Here is a 17717-nt window from a genome sequence, read left to right on the forward strand (position 1 = left end):
TTTGTCGTTTTCGCGGCACCTACAGAGTAGGGCGCCTATTGTTCACCGTCTCATGACGCCATTTCAGGATTTTTCATGCCGCACGCTTTGCAAATTGCCATTTCGACACCGCGTCTTTCCGCACTGCGCCCGCTGGCGCAAGCGGCAGCGACCCTGTGCCTGGCCGCCAGCCTGCCGGCCTTGGCCCAGCAGGCCGCGCCCGAGCAGACCATGGGCGGCGTGTCGGTGACGGCGGGACGCGATGCGGCGACGGAAGGCAGCGGCTCCTACACGACGGGCGTGAGCAATACGGCAACCAGGCTGAACATGTCGCTGCGCGAGACGCCGCAGTCGGTCAGCGTGCTGACGCGCCAGCAGATCGACGACCTGGGCATCACCACCCTCGATGACGCCGTGCAGTCGATCACGGGGCTGGTCATGCAAAAAGGTAACTTCACGGGCGATTCGGGCAGCTTCAGCGCGCGCGGCTTTCCCGTCGAGAACATCCTGTTCGATGGCTTGCCGACCAGCCTGGGCGCGAACGGCACCTTCAATGGCGACAATGACGACCTGGCCATCTACGACCGCATCGAGGTGGTGCGCGGCGCCACGGGCCTGACGACGGGCAGCGGTACGCCCAGCGCCGCCATCAATCTGGTGCGCAAGCGCCCGACGGCCACGCCGCAGGCGTCGTTCTCGGCCAGCGTGGGCAGCTGGAGCAACTACCGCCTGGAAGCCGACGCGGCCAACGCGCTCAACGAAGCGAAGACGCTGCGCGGGCGCGTCGTCGTGACGGTGCAGGACAAGCAGGACTACGTCGACGTGCTGCATGGCCATAATCACCAGCTGTACGGCGTCATCGAGGCCGACCTGCGCCCCGATACCACGTTGACTCTGGGCGCGCACTACCGCAAGACCGATAACGACGGCGTTGTGACGGGCGTGGTGACGGCCGCCGACGGCAGCTTCCTGCAGTTGCCCCGCTCCACCTACCTGGGCACCGACTTCGATGACTGGCGCCAGACGGACAAGACCCTCTTCGCCGAACTGGAACACCGCTTCGGCAACGGCTGGAAGGCCAGGCTGGCGGCCACGCGCAAGACGCCCGAGATCGACACGACGTTTTCCGGCATCAACCGCCGCGGCGATACCCTGCGCTTCAATTCGCAGAGCTACCGCGCCGAGCTGGCCAACACCAGCTACGAAGCGTATGCCAGCGGCAGTTACAGCCTGTTCGGCCGCCAGCACGAGCTGACGGTCGGCGCCAGCCACCGCCGCTCGTCGAAAAACAGCTATGGCGGCTGGGCGCCGTACAGCTGGGGTGCGGCGGCGCCCGTGATCGACCCGTTCAACTGGGACACGGGCAGCGTGCCGCGCCCCGTCATCAACTACGCGCAGTGGCGCACGGCCAGCATCACCGAGCAAAGCGGCGTGTATGCCGGCACGCGCATGCGCCTGGCCGATCCGCTGTCGCTGGTGCTGGGCGGTCGCCTGAGCTGGTACAAAGACGACGCCGGCTACTCGGTGGCGCGCGAATTCACGCCGTACGCCGGTGTCGTGTATGACCTCGACAAGCAGCACTCCGTGTACGCCAGCTGGACCGAGATCTTCCAGCCGCAGGCGTCCACGGACGCCAACGCGCAGCCATTGAAGCCGATCAGCGGCACCAACTACGAAGCCGGCGTGAAGGGCGAATACTTCGGCGGCGCCCTCAATGCCAGCGCGGCCGTGTTCCAGATCCGCCAGCAGAATCGCGGCGTGGACGACCTCAATGGTCCCAATCCCTGCCCCGGCAGCACCTGGGGCTATTGCCAGCGCGCGTCGGGCGAAGTGCGCAGCGAAGGCGTGGAACTGGACGTGGCGGGTGCGCTGACGCCCGACTGGCAGCTGTCGGCCGGCTATACCTATGTGAAGGCGCAATTTACGCGCGACAGCGATCCGGCCAATATCGGCAAGGATTTCAACAGCCGCTATCCGCGCCAGCAGCTCAAGCTGGCCACCAGCTACCGCCTGTCGGGCGCGGCGCAGGGCTGGCGCGTCGGCGCCTCCGTGTACGGGCAGGGCGCGACGGAATCGAGCGACGGCAGCTATCACCTGCGCCAGGGCCGCTACGCGATCCTGGGTCTGAACGCGGCCTGGCAGGTCGACAGCCGCGCCGAGCTGCGCCTGAACGTCAACAATGCGCTCGACAAGCATTATTACCAGAGCATTTATTCCGATGTCTTCGGCAACCTGCCCGGCGCGCCGCGCAACGTGATGCTGACGCTCAATTACAAGCTGTAACTTAATAACTTTGAATGACCTATCTTGATGAAGGATGCATGGCTTATGGATGTGCAGTTGAATGTGGCCCGCGCCCGCGATGGCGTGAACCAGCGTATGCTACAAGGAGCGCCGCGATGATGAAATCGGCCAACATGATGTTGTTTTCGCGCGTGCTGGCCGCCATTTTCGGCGGCTACGCGCTCACGTCCGGCGTGGCCGTGCTGCTGTCGGCCGTGCTGCCGCTGTCGCGCGCCGAAGCCGTGCTGACGGCCACCCTGAGCGCTTTTATCGTGTACACCGGCGCCGTGATCTGGGTCTTTGCCGTGCAGGACCTGCGCCGCGCCTGGATCGGCATGCTGCTGCCGGCCATCCTGTGCGGCGGCATCGGCATGCTGTTGTCGCGGGGTGCCGCATGAACGCCGTCAAGGTGGACAAGGTGGCGAAGACGCCACAGCAGGGCGGCTTGCGCCAGGCCATGGCCTGGCTGCATACGTGGAGCGGCCTGTGGATTTCCTGGCTGCTGTTCGCCATCTTCATGACCGGTACCCTGGCCGTCTTCGACGACCCGATCGGCCACTGGATGACGCCCGAACACGCGCTGGAAGAGGCGGCGCACGCGAACGATCCGCCGCTGCCGAAGGTCACGGACCGCGGACACCGTCTGGAGCTGGCCCTGGACTTCATGGCGAAAGAGCATCCGAAGGCGGACATGTGGGAAATCTGGCCCGTGCAGCGTCCGGGCCATGGCCTGTCCGCCTACTGGTTCCAGCCCAGCGGCGGCTATGGTTCGGCGGATCTCGATCCGCTGACGGGCGCTGTCGTCGAGCATGCGCGCGAGGCGACCGAGCGCGAAACCATCGGCGGCCACCATTTCGTCGATTTCCACTACGAGCTGCACGCGGGCCGCATCGGTGTCTGGATCGTCGGCATCACCACCATGATCATGCTGGTGGCGCTGGTCAGCGGCGTCATCACGCACAAGCGCATCTTCAAGGATTTCTTCACCTTCCGTCCGGCGAAAGGGCAGCGCTCGTGGCTCGACGCGCACAACGCGGTGGCCGTGCTGACCCTGCCGTTCCAGTTCATGATCGCCTATACGGGCCTGGCCTTCTTCAGCGACGACTATGTGCCTGCCCCCGTGGTGGCCCAATATGGCATGGAAAACGGCAAGCGCGCCTTCCTGGCCGACTGGAACGATGCGGGCAAGCCCGAGCGGTCGGGCCAGCCGCTGGCCATTCCCGCGCTGGAGTCGTTCGCGCAGCGCGCCGAGCAGGCCATCGGCCAGGAAATCCGCGCCGTGGTGCTGGACAACCCGAACGACGCCTCCATGCGCGTGTGCATGTACGGCTGGAATGAGGACACGGAACTGCTCACGCGCCTCAGCGCCAACACGGGCAGGGCCTGCTATGCGCTGGCCACGGGCGAGCAGACCGCCTTGCGCCTGCCGGGCAAGTCGGACACGGGCGGCGCAGGCCTGACGCGCACCGTCATGTCGAACCTGCACATGGTCGGCTTCGGCGGCACGCCGATGCGCTGGCTGTACTTCTTCTGCGGCCTGGCCGGCACGGCCATGATGGGCACCGGCGCCATCCTGTTCATGGTCAAGCGCCGCCAGCGCTCCGGCGGCGAATTCGGCGCCTATACGCAGCGCGTGTACCGCGTCATCGAATGCCTGAACGTGGCGGCGATCGCCGGCCTGGCCATCGCCTGCGTGGGCTTCCTGTGGGCCAACCGCCTGATCCCCGTCGGCATCGAGCAGCGCGCCGGCTGGGAAGTGCGCGCCTTCTTCGGCGTGTGGTTCGTGATGCTCGTGCATGCCTGCCTGCGCGCGGAAAAGCGCGCGTGGATCGAACAACTGTGCCTGCTGGCCGCCCTGTGCCTGCTGCTGCCCGTGCTGAATGTGCTCACGACAGGCGACAGCCTGGTGGCGCAGATCGCGCGCGGCGACTGGGAAAGCGCCGGCGTGGAACTGTGCAGCATGGCGTTCGGCCTGCTGGCCGCCTGGGGCGCGTGGAAAGTCCACAAGCGCAAGGAAAAAGCGGCCAGGAAGGCCGCCGGCAAGGAAAGCCAGGCGCCATCGGCCAGCCTGCAAGTCACTACGGAAGGACAGTCATGATCAACACCATACTCTGCGCGCTGGGCCTGTCGTATGCGGGCATGGCCAGCCTCTCGCTGGCGATGGACCGCCATCACGGCCAGGTCTGGGGGCGCGACGCCGCGCCGAATGTGCGGCGTGCGCTGCAACTGGCGGGCGCCATCCTGCTGGCGCTGGCCATCTGGCCCTGCGTGGCTGGCTGGAGCGCCACCGTCGGCGTGGTCGCCTGGCTGGGCTTCCTGTCGGCCGGCGCGCTGCTGGTGGCCCTGCTACTGCCGTATGCACCCAAAGTACTGTTTCGTAGTTCCCTGCTGGCAGCCGTCGCCGCGCTGGCAGGGCTTGTGACGTTCCTGCAGTAATGTTGACTGCCATTTTCAAGGATAGACTGATGCAATTTTCACGCCTGGCGACACCGTTCGATGTTTTAACTGTATTGAAAGTGGCTTCCTGATGGCGGCCCGCCTGTCTTCCCGCCGCGCGCGCATCCTCGGCGGCGCGGTCTTGCTGGCGCTGTTCGGCGCCGGCGCCCTGTGGGCCACGCGCGGCCCGAAAACCGTGTTCGACACGGCCCCCGTCAAGCGCGGCAACATCGAGGCCAGCGTCACGGCCATCGGTACCCTGCAACCGCAAACCTATGTCGACGTGGGCGCCCAGGTGTCGGGCCAGATCACGCGCCTGCACGTGCAGCCCGGCAGCGCCGTGGAAAAAGGCCAGTTGCTGGCCGAGATCGACCCCAGCGTGCAGCAAGCCACGGTCGACGCGGGCCGCGCCGCCCTGGCGGGATTGCGCGCGCAGCTGGCCGACCAGCAGGCGCAGCACCGCCTGGCGGGCCAGCAGCATGGGCGCCAGAAGCAGATGGCCAAGTTCGATTCCACGCCGCTGGCCGACCTGGAAACAGCCGAAGCCACCCTGGCCTCGGCCGCCGCCAAGATCGACCACCTGAAGGCGCAGATCGACCAGACCCAGGCGAGCCTGAAGGCCGACGAGGCGCGCCTCGGCTATACGCGCATCTACGCGCCGATGGCCGGCAGCGTGGTGGGCCTGGATGCGAAGGAAGGGCAAACCCTGAACGCGACGTACCAGACGCCGAACATCCTGCGCATCGCCGATTTGTCGGCCATGACGGTGTGGACGGAAGTGTCGGAGGCGGACGTGCGCCGCGTGCGTCCGGACATGCCCGTGTATTTCACCACCCTGGGCGGCGACCAGCGGCGCTGGAGCGGCAAGGTGCGGCAGGTGCTGCCGGCGCCGCCGGTGCCCGGTGGCTCTGCCGCCGGCACGGCCCTGGCGCCGTCGACCAGCAAGGTGATTCTGTATACCGTGCTGTTCGACGTGGATAACGCCGATGGCGAATTGATGCCGCAAATGACGGCGCAGGTGGTGTTTGTCACGGCGGCGGCGAAAAATGTGCTGGCCGTGCCCCTGCCGGCCCTGAAACCGTCGACCGAGGAAGGCGCGAAGCCGGGGCAGTTCACGGCCCGCGTGATGGATGCCGAGGGCAAGGTCGATACGCGCGCCGTCACCGTGGGCGTGCGCAACCGCCTCAATGCGGAAGTGCTGCAAGGCTTGCGCGAAGGCGAATTGCTGGTGACGGGCGAGCAGCCGGCCGGCAGCGGCGCCAGCAGGTTCCAGCTATGAGTGCGATGAGCGAGGCCGCGTCGCTGGGGCAACCGGGACAGCCGGCGCCGTCGGCGCCGTTGATTGAACTGCAAGGCATCCGCAAGCGCTATGGCGGACATGACGGCGCGCCGGCCGTGGAAGTGCTGCGCGGCGTCACGCTGTCGATCGGCGCCGGCGAATTCGTCGCCATCGTCGGGGCGTCCGGTTCCGGCAAGTCGACCCTGATGCACCTGCTGGGCTGTCTCGACCGGCCCAGCGACGGCAGCTACCGCTTTGCCGGCCAGGACGTGGCCAGCCTGAATCCCGATGAACTGGCGTGGCTGCGGCGCGAAGCGTTCGGCTTCGTCTTCCAGGGCTACCATTTGATCGCCACCGAATCGGCGCGCGAGAACGTGGAGGTGCCGGCCCTGTACGCGGGCATGCCGGCGGCCGCCCGCCATGCCCGCTCCGAGGCGCTGCTCAAGCGCCTGGGGCTGGGCGAGCGGCTCGACCACCGGCCGAACCAGTTGTCGGGCGGGCAGCAGCAGCGCGTGTCGATCGCGCGCGCGCTGATGAATGGCGGGCGCATCATCCTCGCCGATGAGCCGACGGGGGCGCTGGACAGCACCAGCGGCGCCGAAGTCATGGCCCTGCTGGGCGAACTGGCCGACGCCGGCCACACCATCATCCTGATCACGCATGACCGCAAGGTGGCGGCCCAGGCGCGCCGCGTGATCGAGATCAGCGACGGCGAGATCGTCGAAGACTCGGGCGCCATCGCCATTCCCGCCACGGCGACGGCCCTGCCGCCGCTGGACATGTCGCGCGCCGCGCACGATACGGGCGCCTCGCTGGGCACGGAACTGCTCGACGCGGCGCGCGCCGCCTGGCGCGTGATGTGGATCAACCGCTTCCGCACGGGCCTGACCTTGCTCGGCATCATCATCGGCGTCGCTTCCGTGATCGTCATGCTGGCCATCGGCCTGGGCACGCGCCAGCAAGTGATGGCGCAGCTGGGCGCCTTCGGCTCGAACCTCTTATATATGTCGTCGATCGGCGAAAGCTCGCGCATCCCCGGGCGCAGCATCACGCTGGCCGACCTCGAGGCGCTCGAGGAAGTGCCCGGCATTTCCCACGTGCTGCCGAATGTCACCGGCAACAAGGTGATTCGCCATGGCAACCTCGACGTGCAGACGTATGTGCGCGGCACGGGCGCGGCGCTGCCGCAGATCCAGACCTGGCCGCTGGCCTATGGCGGCTTCTTCACGCAGCAGGATGAGCGCGAGATGGCCACCGTCGCCGTGCTGGGCTGGCGCCTGGCGCACAAGCTGATGCCCGACATCGCCAATCCCGTCGGACAGAATATCCTGATCGGCAACGTGCCGTTCCAGGTGATCGGCGTGATGAGCGAGAAGGGCGCGCTGACGGGCGACAAGGACGAGGACGACGTGCTGCTGCTGCCGTTTTCCACGGCCGGCATCCGCGTCTTCGGCCAGCGCGAGCCCACGTATATCGTGCTGGCGGCCGACGACGTGAAACGCATCGCCGAGACGGAAAAAGCCGTCGACGCCGTCATGTTCGAGCGCCACCGCATCCGCGACTACGGCATCAGCAACGCGGCCGCCTCGATCGCCGCCGAGGCGCGCACGCAGGACAACATGACCATGATGCTCAGCCTGATCGCCGCCGTCTCGCTGGTGGTGGGCGGCATCGGCGTCATGAACGTGATGCTGATGACGGTGCGCGAACGCACGCGCGAGATCGGCATCCGCATGGCGACGGGCGCGCGCCGGCGCGACATTCTGCGCCAGTTCCTCACGGAAGCCGTGCTGGTGTCGGTGGTGGGCGGCGTGGCCGGCATCGTCGTCGGCGTGAGCTTTGCCGCCGTGCTGCTGGTGTGGGAAGTGCCGGTGATCTTTTCGCTGAGCGCCATCGGCGGCGCCTTTGCCTGCGCCGTGGTGACGGGGCTGGTATTTGGCTTCATGCCGGCGCGCAAGGCGTCCGGGCTCGATCCTGTCGTGGCGCTGGCCGGACAGTAGCTATTGTGGCAACGCCGGCAGCATGGCTGCCGGCAAAAAAATGTTGCCCTGGCTCTAACACGCGGTACTATCTCCCCATAATAAAAAAGCCGTGTTTCGCGTAGTTTTGCCCTTGCGGGCACACACCAACCACCACAGGAGAACCCGATGCGTAAGAAATTAACCTTGAAGGCCGGTATCACCGCCGCCCTCATGCTGGCTTTCAGCGTGGGCGCGGTCCAGGCCCAGGCGCAGGAAGTCGTGCGTCTTGGTAACTTGAAATTTGCCCATTACGGCGCCGTGTCGTACATCAAGGAAATCGCGCCCAAGTGCGGCATCAAGGTGGAAGAGCATATCTTCGCCAAGGGCCTCGACGTGATGCAGGCCATCATCGCGGGCGAGCTGGACGTGGGAGCGACGGCCTCCGAAGCCGCCATTTCCGGCCGCGCGGGCGGCGCGCCCATCTATGTGGTGGCCGGCTTTGCCAAGGGCGGCGCGCGCCTGGTGGGCGGAGCGGGGCAAAAGATCGCCAGCGTCAAGGAATTGAAGGGCAAGCGCGTGGGCGTGACGCGCGGCGGCATCCAGGAAGTGCTGCTGCTGGCCGAACTGGCGCAAGCGGGCCTGACGTATTCCGAAACCAAGGGCAAGGACGTGCAGCTGGTGTTCCTTGCCTACGCGGACTTGAACCAGGCGCTGATGGGCAAGAATATCGATGCCATGATGCAATCGGAACCGCAATCGTCGCAGGCGATCAACAAAGGTTTCGGCACGGAAATCCTGAAACCGTACGACACGCCGATCGGCGAGCCCGTGCGCACCATGGTGATGACGGAAAAGTTTTACAAGGAACGCCGTCCCGTGGCGGAAAAGTTCATGCGCTGCTTCGTCGAAGCGACGAAGACCTTTATCGACAACAAGGCGACGGCGGAAAAATACGTGCGCGAAGTGGTGTTCCGTGGCCAGATCACGAAGGATGACTTCGACGATGCGATCAGCAATTCGCCGTATTCCTACGACATCACGCCCGAGCATATCCAGGTGACCACCGATGTGATGGTGAAGACGGGCGTGGGACGCATGGCGAAGCCGCCCGTGGCCAAGGACTGGGTCAAGACGGATTTGCTGGAACAGGCGAAGAAGAGCCTGAACGTCAAGTAAACCGGATACCGGCAGTGCCCGATGGCCCGCTTAAGCGGGCCATCATTTTTTTGCGGCACACTAATATATATAGGCAGGCGGCGAGGCAGGCGGCGGGCAGCGGCGCGAAAGATTGTTGAATTCTTGAGGGTGCGCCACCCCGTCACGCCTCAGGCGCGATATCATGGCAGGCTTGCGGTGTCGGCTGGCGGCGTAGTGCCCATAGCCCATACTGTCGCTTGAATCGCGCTTGCCGGCTATGGTGTAAACTTAAACTATGCAGACTTATTTCTTTCTCATCGCCGCCCTGGGGTATGTGGTGTGCGCGGTGCTTCCCTCGTCCCGGGCCCGGCTGATTGCCGGCCTGACGGGCGTGGCCTGGCTGGCGCACGGCGCCACCCTGTGGTTCGACCTGATGGCGCCAGGCACCTTGCGCTTCGGTTTTTCCGCCATGCTGTCGGCCGCGCTGTGGGTATCGGTGGGCGCCTACTGGATAGAAAACCGCAATTTCAGCCTCGATGGGCTGCGCCGGATGGTCATGCCCAGCGCCGTCATCGCCATCGGCCTGGCATGGGCCTTTCCCGGCAGCCAGGTCAGCATGGAAGGCAAGTCGGCCGTCTTCGGCTGGCATATCGCCGTGGCCGTGCTTGCCTACAGCACCCTGACGATCGCCGCCTTCCACGCCGTGTTGATGGCGTTGCAGGAATCGCGCCTGCATACGCGCAGCGAAAGCCGCGGTTTCATCGGCAGCGCGCTGGACCAGCTGCCGGCCCTGCTGACGATGGAAAAGTTGCTGTTTCGCATGATCGGCCTGGGCTTCATCCTGCTCAGTCTGACCGTCCTGTCGGGCATTGTGTTTTCCGAACAATTGTTTGGCAAGGCATTGAACTGGGATCACAAGTCAGTGTTTACCATGCTGTCGTGGCTGTTATTCGCCGCCTTGCTGGCCGGTCGCCGCTTCCGCGGCTGGCGCGGCAAGACGGCCTTGAGCTTTACACTGGCCGGTTTCGCTACCTTGCTACTGGCCTATGTCGGCAGCCGTTTTGTACTTGAAGTGGTTTTACACCGAGGATTCGCATGACACGTGTTTTATTCTGGCTGGCGCTGGTGTTCCTGGTGCTGTTCGCTATCCGCAGCAAGATCCGCGGCATGCAGCAGCGCGCCCGCGCGCAGCAGCAACAGCCGCCGCATCCGTTTGCACCGCCCGGCCGGCCGCAGGAATTGCCCGATGCCGAGCTGATGCTGTGCTGCGCCCATTGCGGCGTGTACTACCCGGCTTCCGAAAACGTGCAGGCCAAGGGCCACGATTACTGCAGTCACGCGCACGCCACCCTGTAGTGTCGGCCGGCGGGCAGGTAGGCCGCCGCCTCCCGCATTGCTCATCCGTATCGTAACGTCCCCCACCGCCAGTCTGGCGTAGCATCTGCAGGAAGCGACCCGTAGCGCCATCGCAGAAAGGCCAGTCCATGTCCCGCCTCAGCCCGCGTACCGTGGCCGCCATCGGCATGCCGCCGGCACCGCAATTGAGTGGCAACTCGGCCGCCATGCAGGCGCTGCGCGCGCAGATCGGCCGCATCGCCTGCTGCGGCGCGCCGGTGGCCATCCGCGGCGAGTCGGGCAGCGGCAAGGAGTTGGCGGCGCGCGCCATCCATGCGCAGGGCGCGCGCGCCCCTTTTCCGTTTATCGCCGTCAATTGCGGGGCGATACCCGAAGCGCTGATGGAGGCGGAATTCTTTGGCTGCCGCCAGGGCGCCTATACGGGCGCGCTGCATGAACGGCAGGGCCTGTTCCAGGCCGCGCACGGCGGCAGCCTGCTGCTCGATGAAGTCGACGACCTGCCGCTGGCCATGCAGGTAAAGCTGTTGCGCGCCCTGCAGGAGCGCCGCGTGCGCAAGCTGGGCGGCAGCACCGACGAAGCCGTCGATGTGCGCATCCTGTGCGCCAGCCAGCATGGCCTGGCGCGCGGCGTGGCGGCCGGCACCTTTCGCCGCGATCTGTATTACCGGCTCAATGTGATCGAGCTGGCCGTGCCGCCGTTGCGGGAACGGCTCGGCGATCTGCAGGTATTATGTGAGGCGATACTGGCGCGCCTGGCGCCAAGGCAGACCGTGCGGCTGGCGCCGCCGGTGCTGGCGGCACTGGGCAATTATGCGTTTCCAGGCAATGTGCGCGAGCTGGAAAACCTGCTGGAACGGGCGCTGGCTTTTGCCGACGGCGGCGTGATCGCGCTCGACGGCCTGGGCTTGCCGCCAGCCGTTCCGGTCCCGGCTGCGGTCCCGATGCGCGCTGCAGCTGGCGCCGTGCCCTTGGAAGCGGCGGTGCCCGGACTGGAGCGGCAACTGTCGCTGCCCGGCATGGCGGCGCGCGGCGAGGTGGCCGTCCTGCCATTGGCGGCGTATCTGTGCCGGGCCGAGCGCGACATGATCGTGCTGGCGCTGGAGCGGGAACGCTATCACCGCGGGCGGGCGGCGCGGCAACTGGGGCTCAGCGTGCGCCAGTTGCGTTACAGAATGCAAAAATTGACGATATAGGAGCCCCGGCTTGATGACGGCATGGAAGATAGATGAAGACGGCTGGTGCGATGGCGCCGTGCGCTACGAATCGCCGTACTGGGATGCGCGGCCCGATGGCGCGCAAATCGACTTGCTGGTGATCCATAACATCAGTTTGCCGGGTGGCCACTTTGGCGGGCCGCATGTGTCGGACTTGTTTACCGGCCGGGTAGATTATAATGCCGATCCTTCTTTCGCCGACCTGCGTGGCTTGCAGGTGTCGGCGCACTTTTTTGTGCGGCGCGATGGTGCGTTGTTGCAATATGTTTCGGCTGACCAGCGCGCCTGGCATGCCGGCACGTCCTCGTTCGAGGGACGCCCGCAGTGCAATGGATATTCGATCGGTATCGAAATGGAAGGCTCGGACTGCGTGCCCTTCCAGCCGCGGCAATACCATGTCCTGGCGGCATTGACGGCGGCGCTGGTGGCGCGCTACGGGCTGAGCCAGGTGCGTGGACATGAACATATTGCGCCGGGCAGGAAGACGGATCCGGGGCCATTTTTCGACTGGCATTTTTATCAAGTATGCTGGCTGGAAACCCTGGCGCGGCAAGCTGCGTTAGCGCTTACTTCGCGGGCATTGGGCTTCCCGCCGCTGCCCTGAAAAGTCAACCGAAATCGTATAAGAAAGTACAAAAAATTACGCTGGCGGATGCCGGAAAACTATTGCATCCCATTTCGATGGGCACTACAATTAGTGCAGAACTTGGATTTAAAGACTATATGTAGTGCCATCTCAGACGTTTTCAGAATTATTGTCAAAGCTACCCTGCTTGCCGGTATGGCAACGGGAACTGGCGGTTTATCACCCTTGATCGTGTTTCGCGCCAGCCCGGCAGTACGGTTTGGCAATATGGATTCTGACCCTGTTTGCGCATTATGAATTTATTATTTAGCAACAATATTACCTGAAGAAACCCTGAGCATCGGGCGTTCTATTCAACAACACACGCGGCAGCAAAACTGCAGGCTGACTTTAGCTGACAACGGGAGCTTCAATGCAATCACCTCAAGATATTTCCATCAATCCAACGCCAGCATCGCCAGCGCCCAGCGCGGCCCACAGCGTGGCAAGTACCGGCGCAGCCTTGGGCGACTATCGCATCATCCGCCGCAACGGTGCGGTGGTGGCATTTGAGCCTTCGAAGATCGCCATCGCCATGACCAAGGCGTTTTTGGCCGTTAACGGCGGCCAGGGCGCGGCGTCGGCACGCATCCGCGAACTGGTGGAACAATTGACTGACGGTGTCGTGGCCGCGCTGGTGCGCCGCCATCCGGGCGGCGGCACCTTCCATATCGAAGACGTGCAAGACCAGGTGGAATTGTCGCTGATGCGTTCGGGCGAGCATGACGTGGCGCGTGCCTACGTGCTGTACCGCGCCAAGCACATGGAAGAGCGCCGCCTGCAGAAGGAAGCGCAAGGCGCTTCCGCGCAAGTCACGGCGCCCCAGCTGAACGTCACCGACAACGGCGTGCGCCGCCTGCTGGACATGCAGGAAGTGCGCGACCTGATCAACGCCGCTTGCGCCGGCCTGGAAAAGCACGTCGATGCCGACGCCATCCTGGCCGAGACCGTGAAAAACCTGTACGACGGCGTGCCCGTCGAAGAGCTGCACAAGTCGGCCATCCTGGCGGCGCGCGCGCTGATGGAAAAAGATCCGGCCTACAGCCAGGTCACGGCCCGCATCCTGCTGCACACGGTGCGCAAGGAAGTGTTCGGCAAGGAAGTGCCGCAAGCGGCCGCTGCCGCCGAATACCTGACGTATTTCCCCGCATATATTGCCAAGGGCATCGCCAACGACCTGCTGAATCCGGTACTGGCCAGCTTCGACCTGGAACGCCTGGCGAAAGCCATCGTCGCCGACCGCGACTTGCAATTCGGTTACATCGGCCTGCAAACCCTGTATGACCGCTACTTCCTGCACATCCATGACGTGCGCATCGAAATGCCGCAGGCCTTCTACATGCGCGTGGCCATGGGCCTGTCGCTGAACGAAGCGGACCGCGAAGCGCGCGCCATCGAGTTCTACAAGCTGCTGTCCTCGTTCGACTTCATGAGCTCGACCCCGACCCTGTTCAACTCGGGCACCCTGCGCTCGCAGCTGTCGTCGTGCTACCTGAGCACCGTGTCGGATGACCTCGAAGGCATCTACGACGCCATCAAGGACAACGCGCTGCTGGCCAAGTACGCAGGCGGCCTGGGCAACGACTGGACGCCAGTGCGCGCCCTGGGCGCCCACATCAAGGGCACCAACGGCAAGTCGCAAGGCGTGGTGCCGTTCCTGAAAGTGGTCAACGACACGGCCGTGGCAGTCAACCAGGGCGGCAAGCGCAAGGGCGCCGTCTGCGCCTACCTGGAAACCTGGCACATGGACATCGAGGAATTCCTCGACCTGCGCAAGAACACGGGCGACGACCGCCGCCGCACGCACGACATGAACACGGCGAACTGGATTCCCGACATGTTCATGAAGCGCGTCATGGAAAAAGGCGAGTGGACCCTGTTCTCGCCATCCGAAACGCCGGACTTGCACGACCTGGTCGGCAAGGCCTTTGAAAAGGCGTACCTGGGCTACGAAGCCAAGGCCGCCGCCGGCGAAATGCGTTCGTTCAAGAAGATCGCCGCGCTGGACCTGTGGCGCAAGATGCTGTCGATGCTGTTTGAAACGGGCCACCCATGGATCACCTTCAAGGATCCGTGCAACATCCGCAGCCCGCAGTCGCACGTCGGCGTCGTCCACAGCTCGAACCTGTGCACGGAAATCACGCTGAACACGGGTCCTGACGAAATCGCCGTCTGCAACCTCGGTTCCGTGAACATGCCGGCGCACATGAAAGAAGGCAAGCTCGATCACGTCAAGCTGGCCAAGACCATCCGCACCGCCATGCGCATGCTCGACAACGTCATCGACATCAACTACTACGCCGTCGACAAGGCGCGCAATTCGAACATGCGCCACCGTCCGGTCGGCATGGGCGTGATGGGCTTCCAGGACTGCCTGCACATGATGCGCGTGCCGTTCGCCTCGGATGCCGCCGTGTCGTTTGCCGACACCTCGATGGAAGCCGTCTGCTACTACGCCTACCTGGCGTCGACGGAACTGGCCGAAGAGCGCGGCCGCTATGAATCGTACGCCGGCTCGCTGTGGGACCGCGGCATCCTGCCGCAAGACTCGGTCAAACTGCTGGCCGAAGAGCGCGGCGGCTACCTGGAAGTCGATTCCTCGTCGGCCATGGACTGGACCCCGGTGCGCGAGCGCATCGCCAAGTTCGGCATGCGCAACTCGAATTGCGTGGCGATCGCCCCGACGGCGACGATCTCGAACATCATCGGCGTATCGGCCTGTATCGAGCCGACGTTCCAGAACCTGTACGTGAAATCGAACCTGTCGGGCGAATTCACCGAGATCAACGGCTACCTGGTGCGCGACCTGAAGGCGCGCGACCTGTGGGATGAAGTCATGATCTCGGACCTGAAGTACTTCGACGGCTCGCTGGTGAAGATCGACCGCATCCCGCAAGACCTGCGCGACATCTATGCGACGGCCTTTGAAGTATCGCCAAGCTGGCTGGTGGAAGCGGCTTCGCGTCGCCAGAAGTGGATCGACCAGGCGCAGTCGCTGAACATCTACATGGCGGGTGCTTCCGGCAAGAAGCTGGACGAAACCTACAAGCTGGCATGGCTGCGTGGCCTGAAAACCACTTACTACCTGCGCACCATCGCCGCCACCCACATGGAGAAATCGACCTCCAAGACGGGCGCCCTGAATGCCGTGGCAGTCGACGGCGGCATGTCGGCCAGCGCACAGAGCGCCCAGGCAGCCGTGGTGGCTGCAGCAGCGGTGGCCGTGGCGCCAGCAGTGGCAGCGGCAGCGGACGACGCCGATGGCGAAGCCTGCTACCTGCGTCCAGGCGACGATGGCTTTGAAGAATGCGAAGCCTGCCAGTAAAACCCGGCGCGCAGCCCGCTTTCTGAAGTGCGGCTGCGCCACTTGCCCGGTATCGGGCTTGCGTGCGACGGTTTTTAGTATAAATTTTAGTTGTCAGCCCGGTACGGCCGGGTTGATTCAATGTTGTTAATGTCTGTATTGCCCGGTACAACGGGCCTGTTGCAGACGCCGGTGAACCGGCATGGAAAGGAAGAAGATTATGTCGTTGTCTTGGGATGATGAAACCACGTCGGCAGCTGCGCCGCGTCCGGCGCAGCAAGCGCCACTGGGAAATACCGAATTGAACCTGCCAGCGGGCGCCGAGCCGTCCGAAGCGAACGCCGAGCAAGTGGCGCGCCGCGTGAATGCCGATGACAAGCGTATCATCAACGGCAAGACGGACGTCAACCAGCTGGTGCCGTTCAAGTACAAGTGGGCGTGGGACAAATACCTGGCCGGTTGCGCCAACCACTGGATGCCGCAGGAAGTGAACATGCAGCGCGATATCGAGCTGTGGAAGAACCCGAACGGCCTGACGGACGACGAGCGCCGCCTGGTCAAGCGCAACCTGGGCTTCTTCGTGACCGCCGACTCGCTGGCCGCCAACAACATCGTGCTGGGCACCTACCGCCACATCACGGCGCCGGAATGCCGCCAGTACCTGCTGCGCCAGGCGTTCGAGGAAGCGATCCACACGCACGCCTACCAGTACATCGTCGAATCCCTGGGCCTGGACGAAGGCGAGATCTTCAACGCCTACAACGAAGTCAAGTCGATCCGCGACAAGGATGAATTCCTGATCCCGTTCATCAACACCCTGACCGACCCTGCGTTTGTCACCGGCACGGTGGAAAACGACCAGAAGCTGCTGAAGTCCCTGATCGTCTTCGCCTGCCTGATGGAAGGCCTGTTCTTCTACGTCGGCTTCACGCAGATCCTGGCGCTGGGCCGCCAGAACAAGATGATGGGCGCGGCCGAGCAGTACCAGTACATCCTGCGCGACGAATCGATGCACTGCAACTTCGGCATCGACTTGATCAACACGATCAAGATGGAAAACCCGCAGCTGTGGACAGCCGCCTTCCGCGAAGAGATCAAGGACCTGTTCATGAAAGCCGTGGAACTGGAATATGCGTACGCGGAAGACACCATGCCACGCGGCGTGCTGGGTCTGAACGCGCCGATGTTCAAGGGTTACCTGCGCTTCATCGCCAACCGCCGCGCGCAGCAGATCGGCATCGAGCCGCTGTTCGCGCAAGAGGAAAATCCATTCCCATGGATGAGCGAGATGATCGACATGAAGAAGGAACGCAACTTCTTCGAGACGCGCGTGACCGAGTACCAGACCGGCGGTGCGCTGAACTGGGAATAAGCTTTCGCTCTTCAAAGCCAGAAGCGCCGTCCTCGTGACGGCGCTTTTTTTTCGTGCGCGGCGCTGAAAAATGCCGCCGCCAGAGGACACAAGAAAGCGCCATCGGCACGACATGAAAATGCATGCGGAGCGGGCGCCGCGAAGAGACTGGCGCCGGTTTTTTCGCAGCCCGCGCGCGGCCGCATCGCAGGCTGAAAATATCGTTTCCGCATACGCTGGCGGCGGCATTTGGCGCGCGATTGTGCGATAGCACGCGTATCGTGCAAAAAAGCGGGCGAAAACGTGTCGTGCCGGTTGCGCATTGACAAGGTTTTCGTGTACTTTATGAGATTGCAAATGCGAGCGTTAGAATGCGGGGTTTTTTAACCAGCGCGGTAGCGAAAAAACCTCGCAAAACAGGGATACAGATTTACACGGATATGCACAAAACCACACCGTTTTCGTCTGCCGCCGTGCCCGAATTTTTTCAGGCATGGCGGTTTTTTATTTGACGCATGGGTGTTGTAGCGAGCGCGATGCGAGGAGCGAAAAAACGCACGGCATCGAAAACGAATGACCGAATTCAGACTTTGCCACCAGCTGCGAGATAAAGCAGGGTGGCACCGACGATGGCTGAAGTGCTGCAAACGTGAGGAGTTGCAGCAGTTCAGCTGGTGCCGAATTCATTAGCGCAAACGACCGTTTGTGCCGATGAATAATTCGCCTGGCCTATCCCTGTGGTGGGTCGGACGGGTTTAAATCTTGTAGCTTAAATTTCTCATCTCAGATGAA

13 protein-coding genes are annotated in these 17717 nt (G+C 63.9%); all 13 read left to right on the top strand.

Annotated elements, in window-relative coordinates; genetic code table 11:
* Positions 1–75 precede the first annotated feature (75 nt).
* The 13 genes from YQ44_RS02375 (at position 76) to YQ44_RS02435 (ending at position 16946) form a co-directional block, all read left to right on the top strand.
* On the top strand, positions 76–2262 hold the full coding sequence (locus YQ44_RS02375) for a TonB-dependent siderophore receptor (RefSeq protein ID WP_083411603.1): 2187 nt from the start codon (positions 76–78) through the stop codon (positions 2260–2262).
* A 116-nt stretch (positions 2263–2378) separates the two neighbouring features.
* Positions 2379–2660 carry a hypothetical protein gene (locus YQ44_RS02380; RefSeq protein ID WP_083411604.1) on the top strand — a complete coding sequence of 94 codons (282 nt, stop codon included), beginning with the start codon at positions 2379–2381 and terminating at the stop codon, positions 2658–2660.
* On the top strand, positions 2657–4360 hold the full coding sequence (locus YQ44_RS02385; RefSeq protein WP_071322007.1) for a PepSY-associated TM helix domain-containing protein: 1704 nt from the start codon (positions 2657–2659) through the stop codon (positions 4358–4360). Before YQ44_RS02380 ends, YQ44_RS02385 begins: the two co-directional genes overlap by 4 nt.
* The gene (locus YQ44_RS02390) at positions 4357–4698 is read left to right on the top strand and encodes a DUF3325 domain-containing protein (RefSeq protein ID WP_071322008.1); all 342 of its coding nucleotides are present in this window, start codon (positions 4357–4359) and stop codon (positions 4696–4698) included. Before YQ44_RS02385 ends, YQ44_RS02390 begins: the two co-directional genes overlap by 4 nt.
* Positions 4699–4789: 91 nt before the next feature.
* Complete coding sequence (locus YQ44_RS02395) at positions 4790–5977, top strand: efflux RND transporter periplasmic adaptor subunit (protein WP_071322009.1); 1188 nt, start codon at positions 4790–4792, stop codon at positions 5975–5977.
* Between the two features lie 5 nt (positions 5978–5982).
* Entirely contained in the window at positions 5983–7977 is a 1995-nt protein-coding gene (locus YQ44_RS02400; protein ID WP_071322010.1) for a MacB family efflux pump subunit, read from the top strand.
* A 147-nt stretch (positions 7978–8124) separates the two neighbouring features.
* Positions 8125–9114 carry an ABC transporter substrate-binding protein gene (locus tag YQ44_RS02405; protein ID WP_071322011.1) on the top strand — a complete coding sequence of 330 codons (990 nt, stop codon included), beginning with the start codon at positions 8125–8127 and terminating at the stop codon, positions 9112–9114.
* A 256-nt stretch (positions 9115–9370) separates the two neighbouring features.
* Positions 9371–10174 (top strand): cytochrome C assembly family protein, encoded by an 804-nt coding sequence (locus YQ44_RS02410; protein ID WP_071322012.1) that lies wholly within the window; start codon positions 9371–9373, stop codon positions 10172–10174.
* A complete protein-coding gene (locus YQ44_RS02415) occupies positions 10171–10431 on the top strand; it encodes a PP0621 family protein (RefSeq protein ID WP_071322013.1) in 261 nt (86 codons plus the stop codon). Before YQ44_RS02410 ends, YQ44_RS02415 begins: the two co-directional genes overlap by 4 nt.
* A 128-nt stretch (positions 10432–10559) precedes the next feature.
* Positions 10560–11624 (top strand): sigma 54-interacting transcriptional regulator, encoded by a 1065-nt coding sequence (locus YQ44_RS02420; protein WP_071322014.1) that lies wholly within the window; start codon positions 10560–10562, stop codon positions 11622–11624.
* A gap of 13 nt (positions 11625–11637) precedes the next feature.
* Complete coding sequence (gene ampD / locus YQ44_RS02425) at positions 11638–12249, top strand: 1,6-anhydro-N-acetylmuramyl-L-alanine amidase AmpD (RefSeq protein ID WP_071322015.1); 612 nt, start codon at positions 11638–11640, stop codon at positions 12247–12249.
* A 394-nt stretch (positions 12250–12643) separates the two neighbouring features.
* Positions 12644–15595, top strand: coding sequence for a ribonucleoside-diphosphate reductase subunit alpha (locus YQ44_RS02430; RefSeq protein ID WP_071322016.1), 2952 nt, complete (start codon positions 12644–12646; stop codon positions 15593–15595).
* A gap of 199 nt (positions 15596–15794) precedes the next feature.
* Entirely contained in the window at positions 15795–16946 is a 1152-nt protein-coding gene (locus YQ44_RS02435) for a ribonucleotide-diphosphate reductase subunit beta (protein ID WP_071322017.1), read from the top strand.
* The last annotated feature ends 771 nt before the right edge of the window (positions 16947–17717 follow it).

The sequence above is a fragment of the Janthinobacterium sp. 1_2014MBL_MicDiv genome (assembly GCF_001865675.1).
Lineage (GTDB): Bacteria > Pseudomonadota > Gammaproteobacteria > Burkholderiales > Burkholderiaceae_D > Janthinobacterium.

Coding starts and splice junctions, on each gene's coding strand:
- YQ44_RS02375 (WP_083411603.1), top strand. CDS start 76: ATGCCGCACGCTTTGCAAATTGCCATTTCGACACCGCGTCTTTCCGCA.
- YQ44_RS02390 (WP_071322008.1), top strand. CDS start 4,357: ATGATCAACACCATACTCTGCGCGCTGGGCCTGTCGTATGCGGGCATG.
- YQ44_RS02430 (WP_071322016.1), top strand. CDS start 12,644: ATGCAATCACCTCAAGATATTTCCATCAATCCAACGCCAGCATCGCCA.
- YQ44_RS02415 (WP_071322013.1), top strand. CDS start 10,171: ATGACACGTGTTTTATTCTGGCTGGCGCTGGTGTTCCTGGTGCTGTTC.
- YQ44_RS02405 (WP_071322011.1), top strand. CDS start 8,125: ATGCGTAAGAAATTAACCTTGAAGGCCGGTATCACCGCCGCCCTCATG.
- YQ44_RS02395 (WP_071322009.1), top strand. CDS start 4,790: ATGGCGGCCCGCCTGTCTTCCCGCCGCGCGCGCATCCTCGGCGGCGCG.
- YQ44_RS02400 (WP_071322010.1), top strand. CDS start 5,983: ATGAGCGAGGCCGCGTCGCTGGGGCAACCGGGACAGCCGGCGCCGTCG.
- YQ44_RS02410 (WP_071322012.1), top strand. CDS start 9,371: ATGCAGACTTATTTCTTTCTCATCGCCGCCCTGGGGTATGTGGTGTGC.
- ampD (WP_071322015.1), top strand. CDS start 11,638: ATGACGGCATGGAAGATAGATGAAGACGGCTGGTGCGATGGCGCCGTG.
- YQ44_RS02380 (WP_083411604.1), top strand. CDS start 2,379: ATGATGAAATCGGCCAACATGATGTTGTTTTCGCGCGTGCTGGCCGCC.
- YQ44_RS02435 (WP_071322017.1), top strand. CDS start 15,795: ATGTCGTTGTCTTGGGATGATGAAACCACGTCGGCAGCTGCGCCGCGT.
- YQ44_RS02420 (WP_071322014.1), top strand. CDS start 10,560: ATGTCCCGCCTCAGCCCGCGTACCGTGGCCGCCATCGGCATGCCGCCG.
- YQ44_RS02385 (WP_071322007.1), top strand. CDS start 2,657: ATGAACGCCGTCAAGGTGGACAAGGTGGCGAAGACGCCACAGCAGGGC.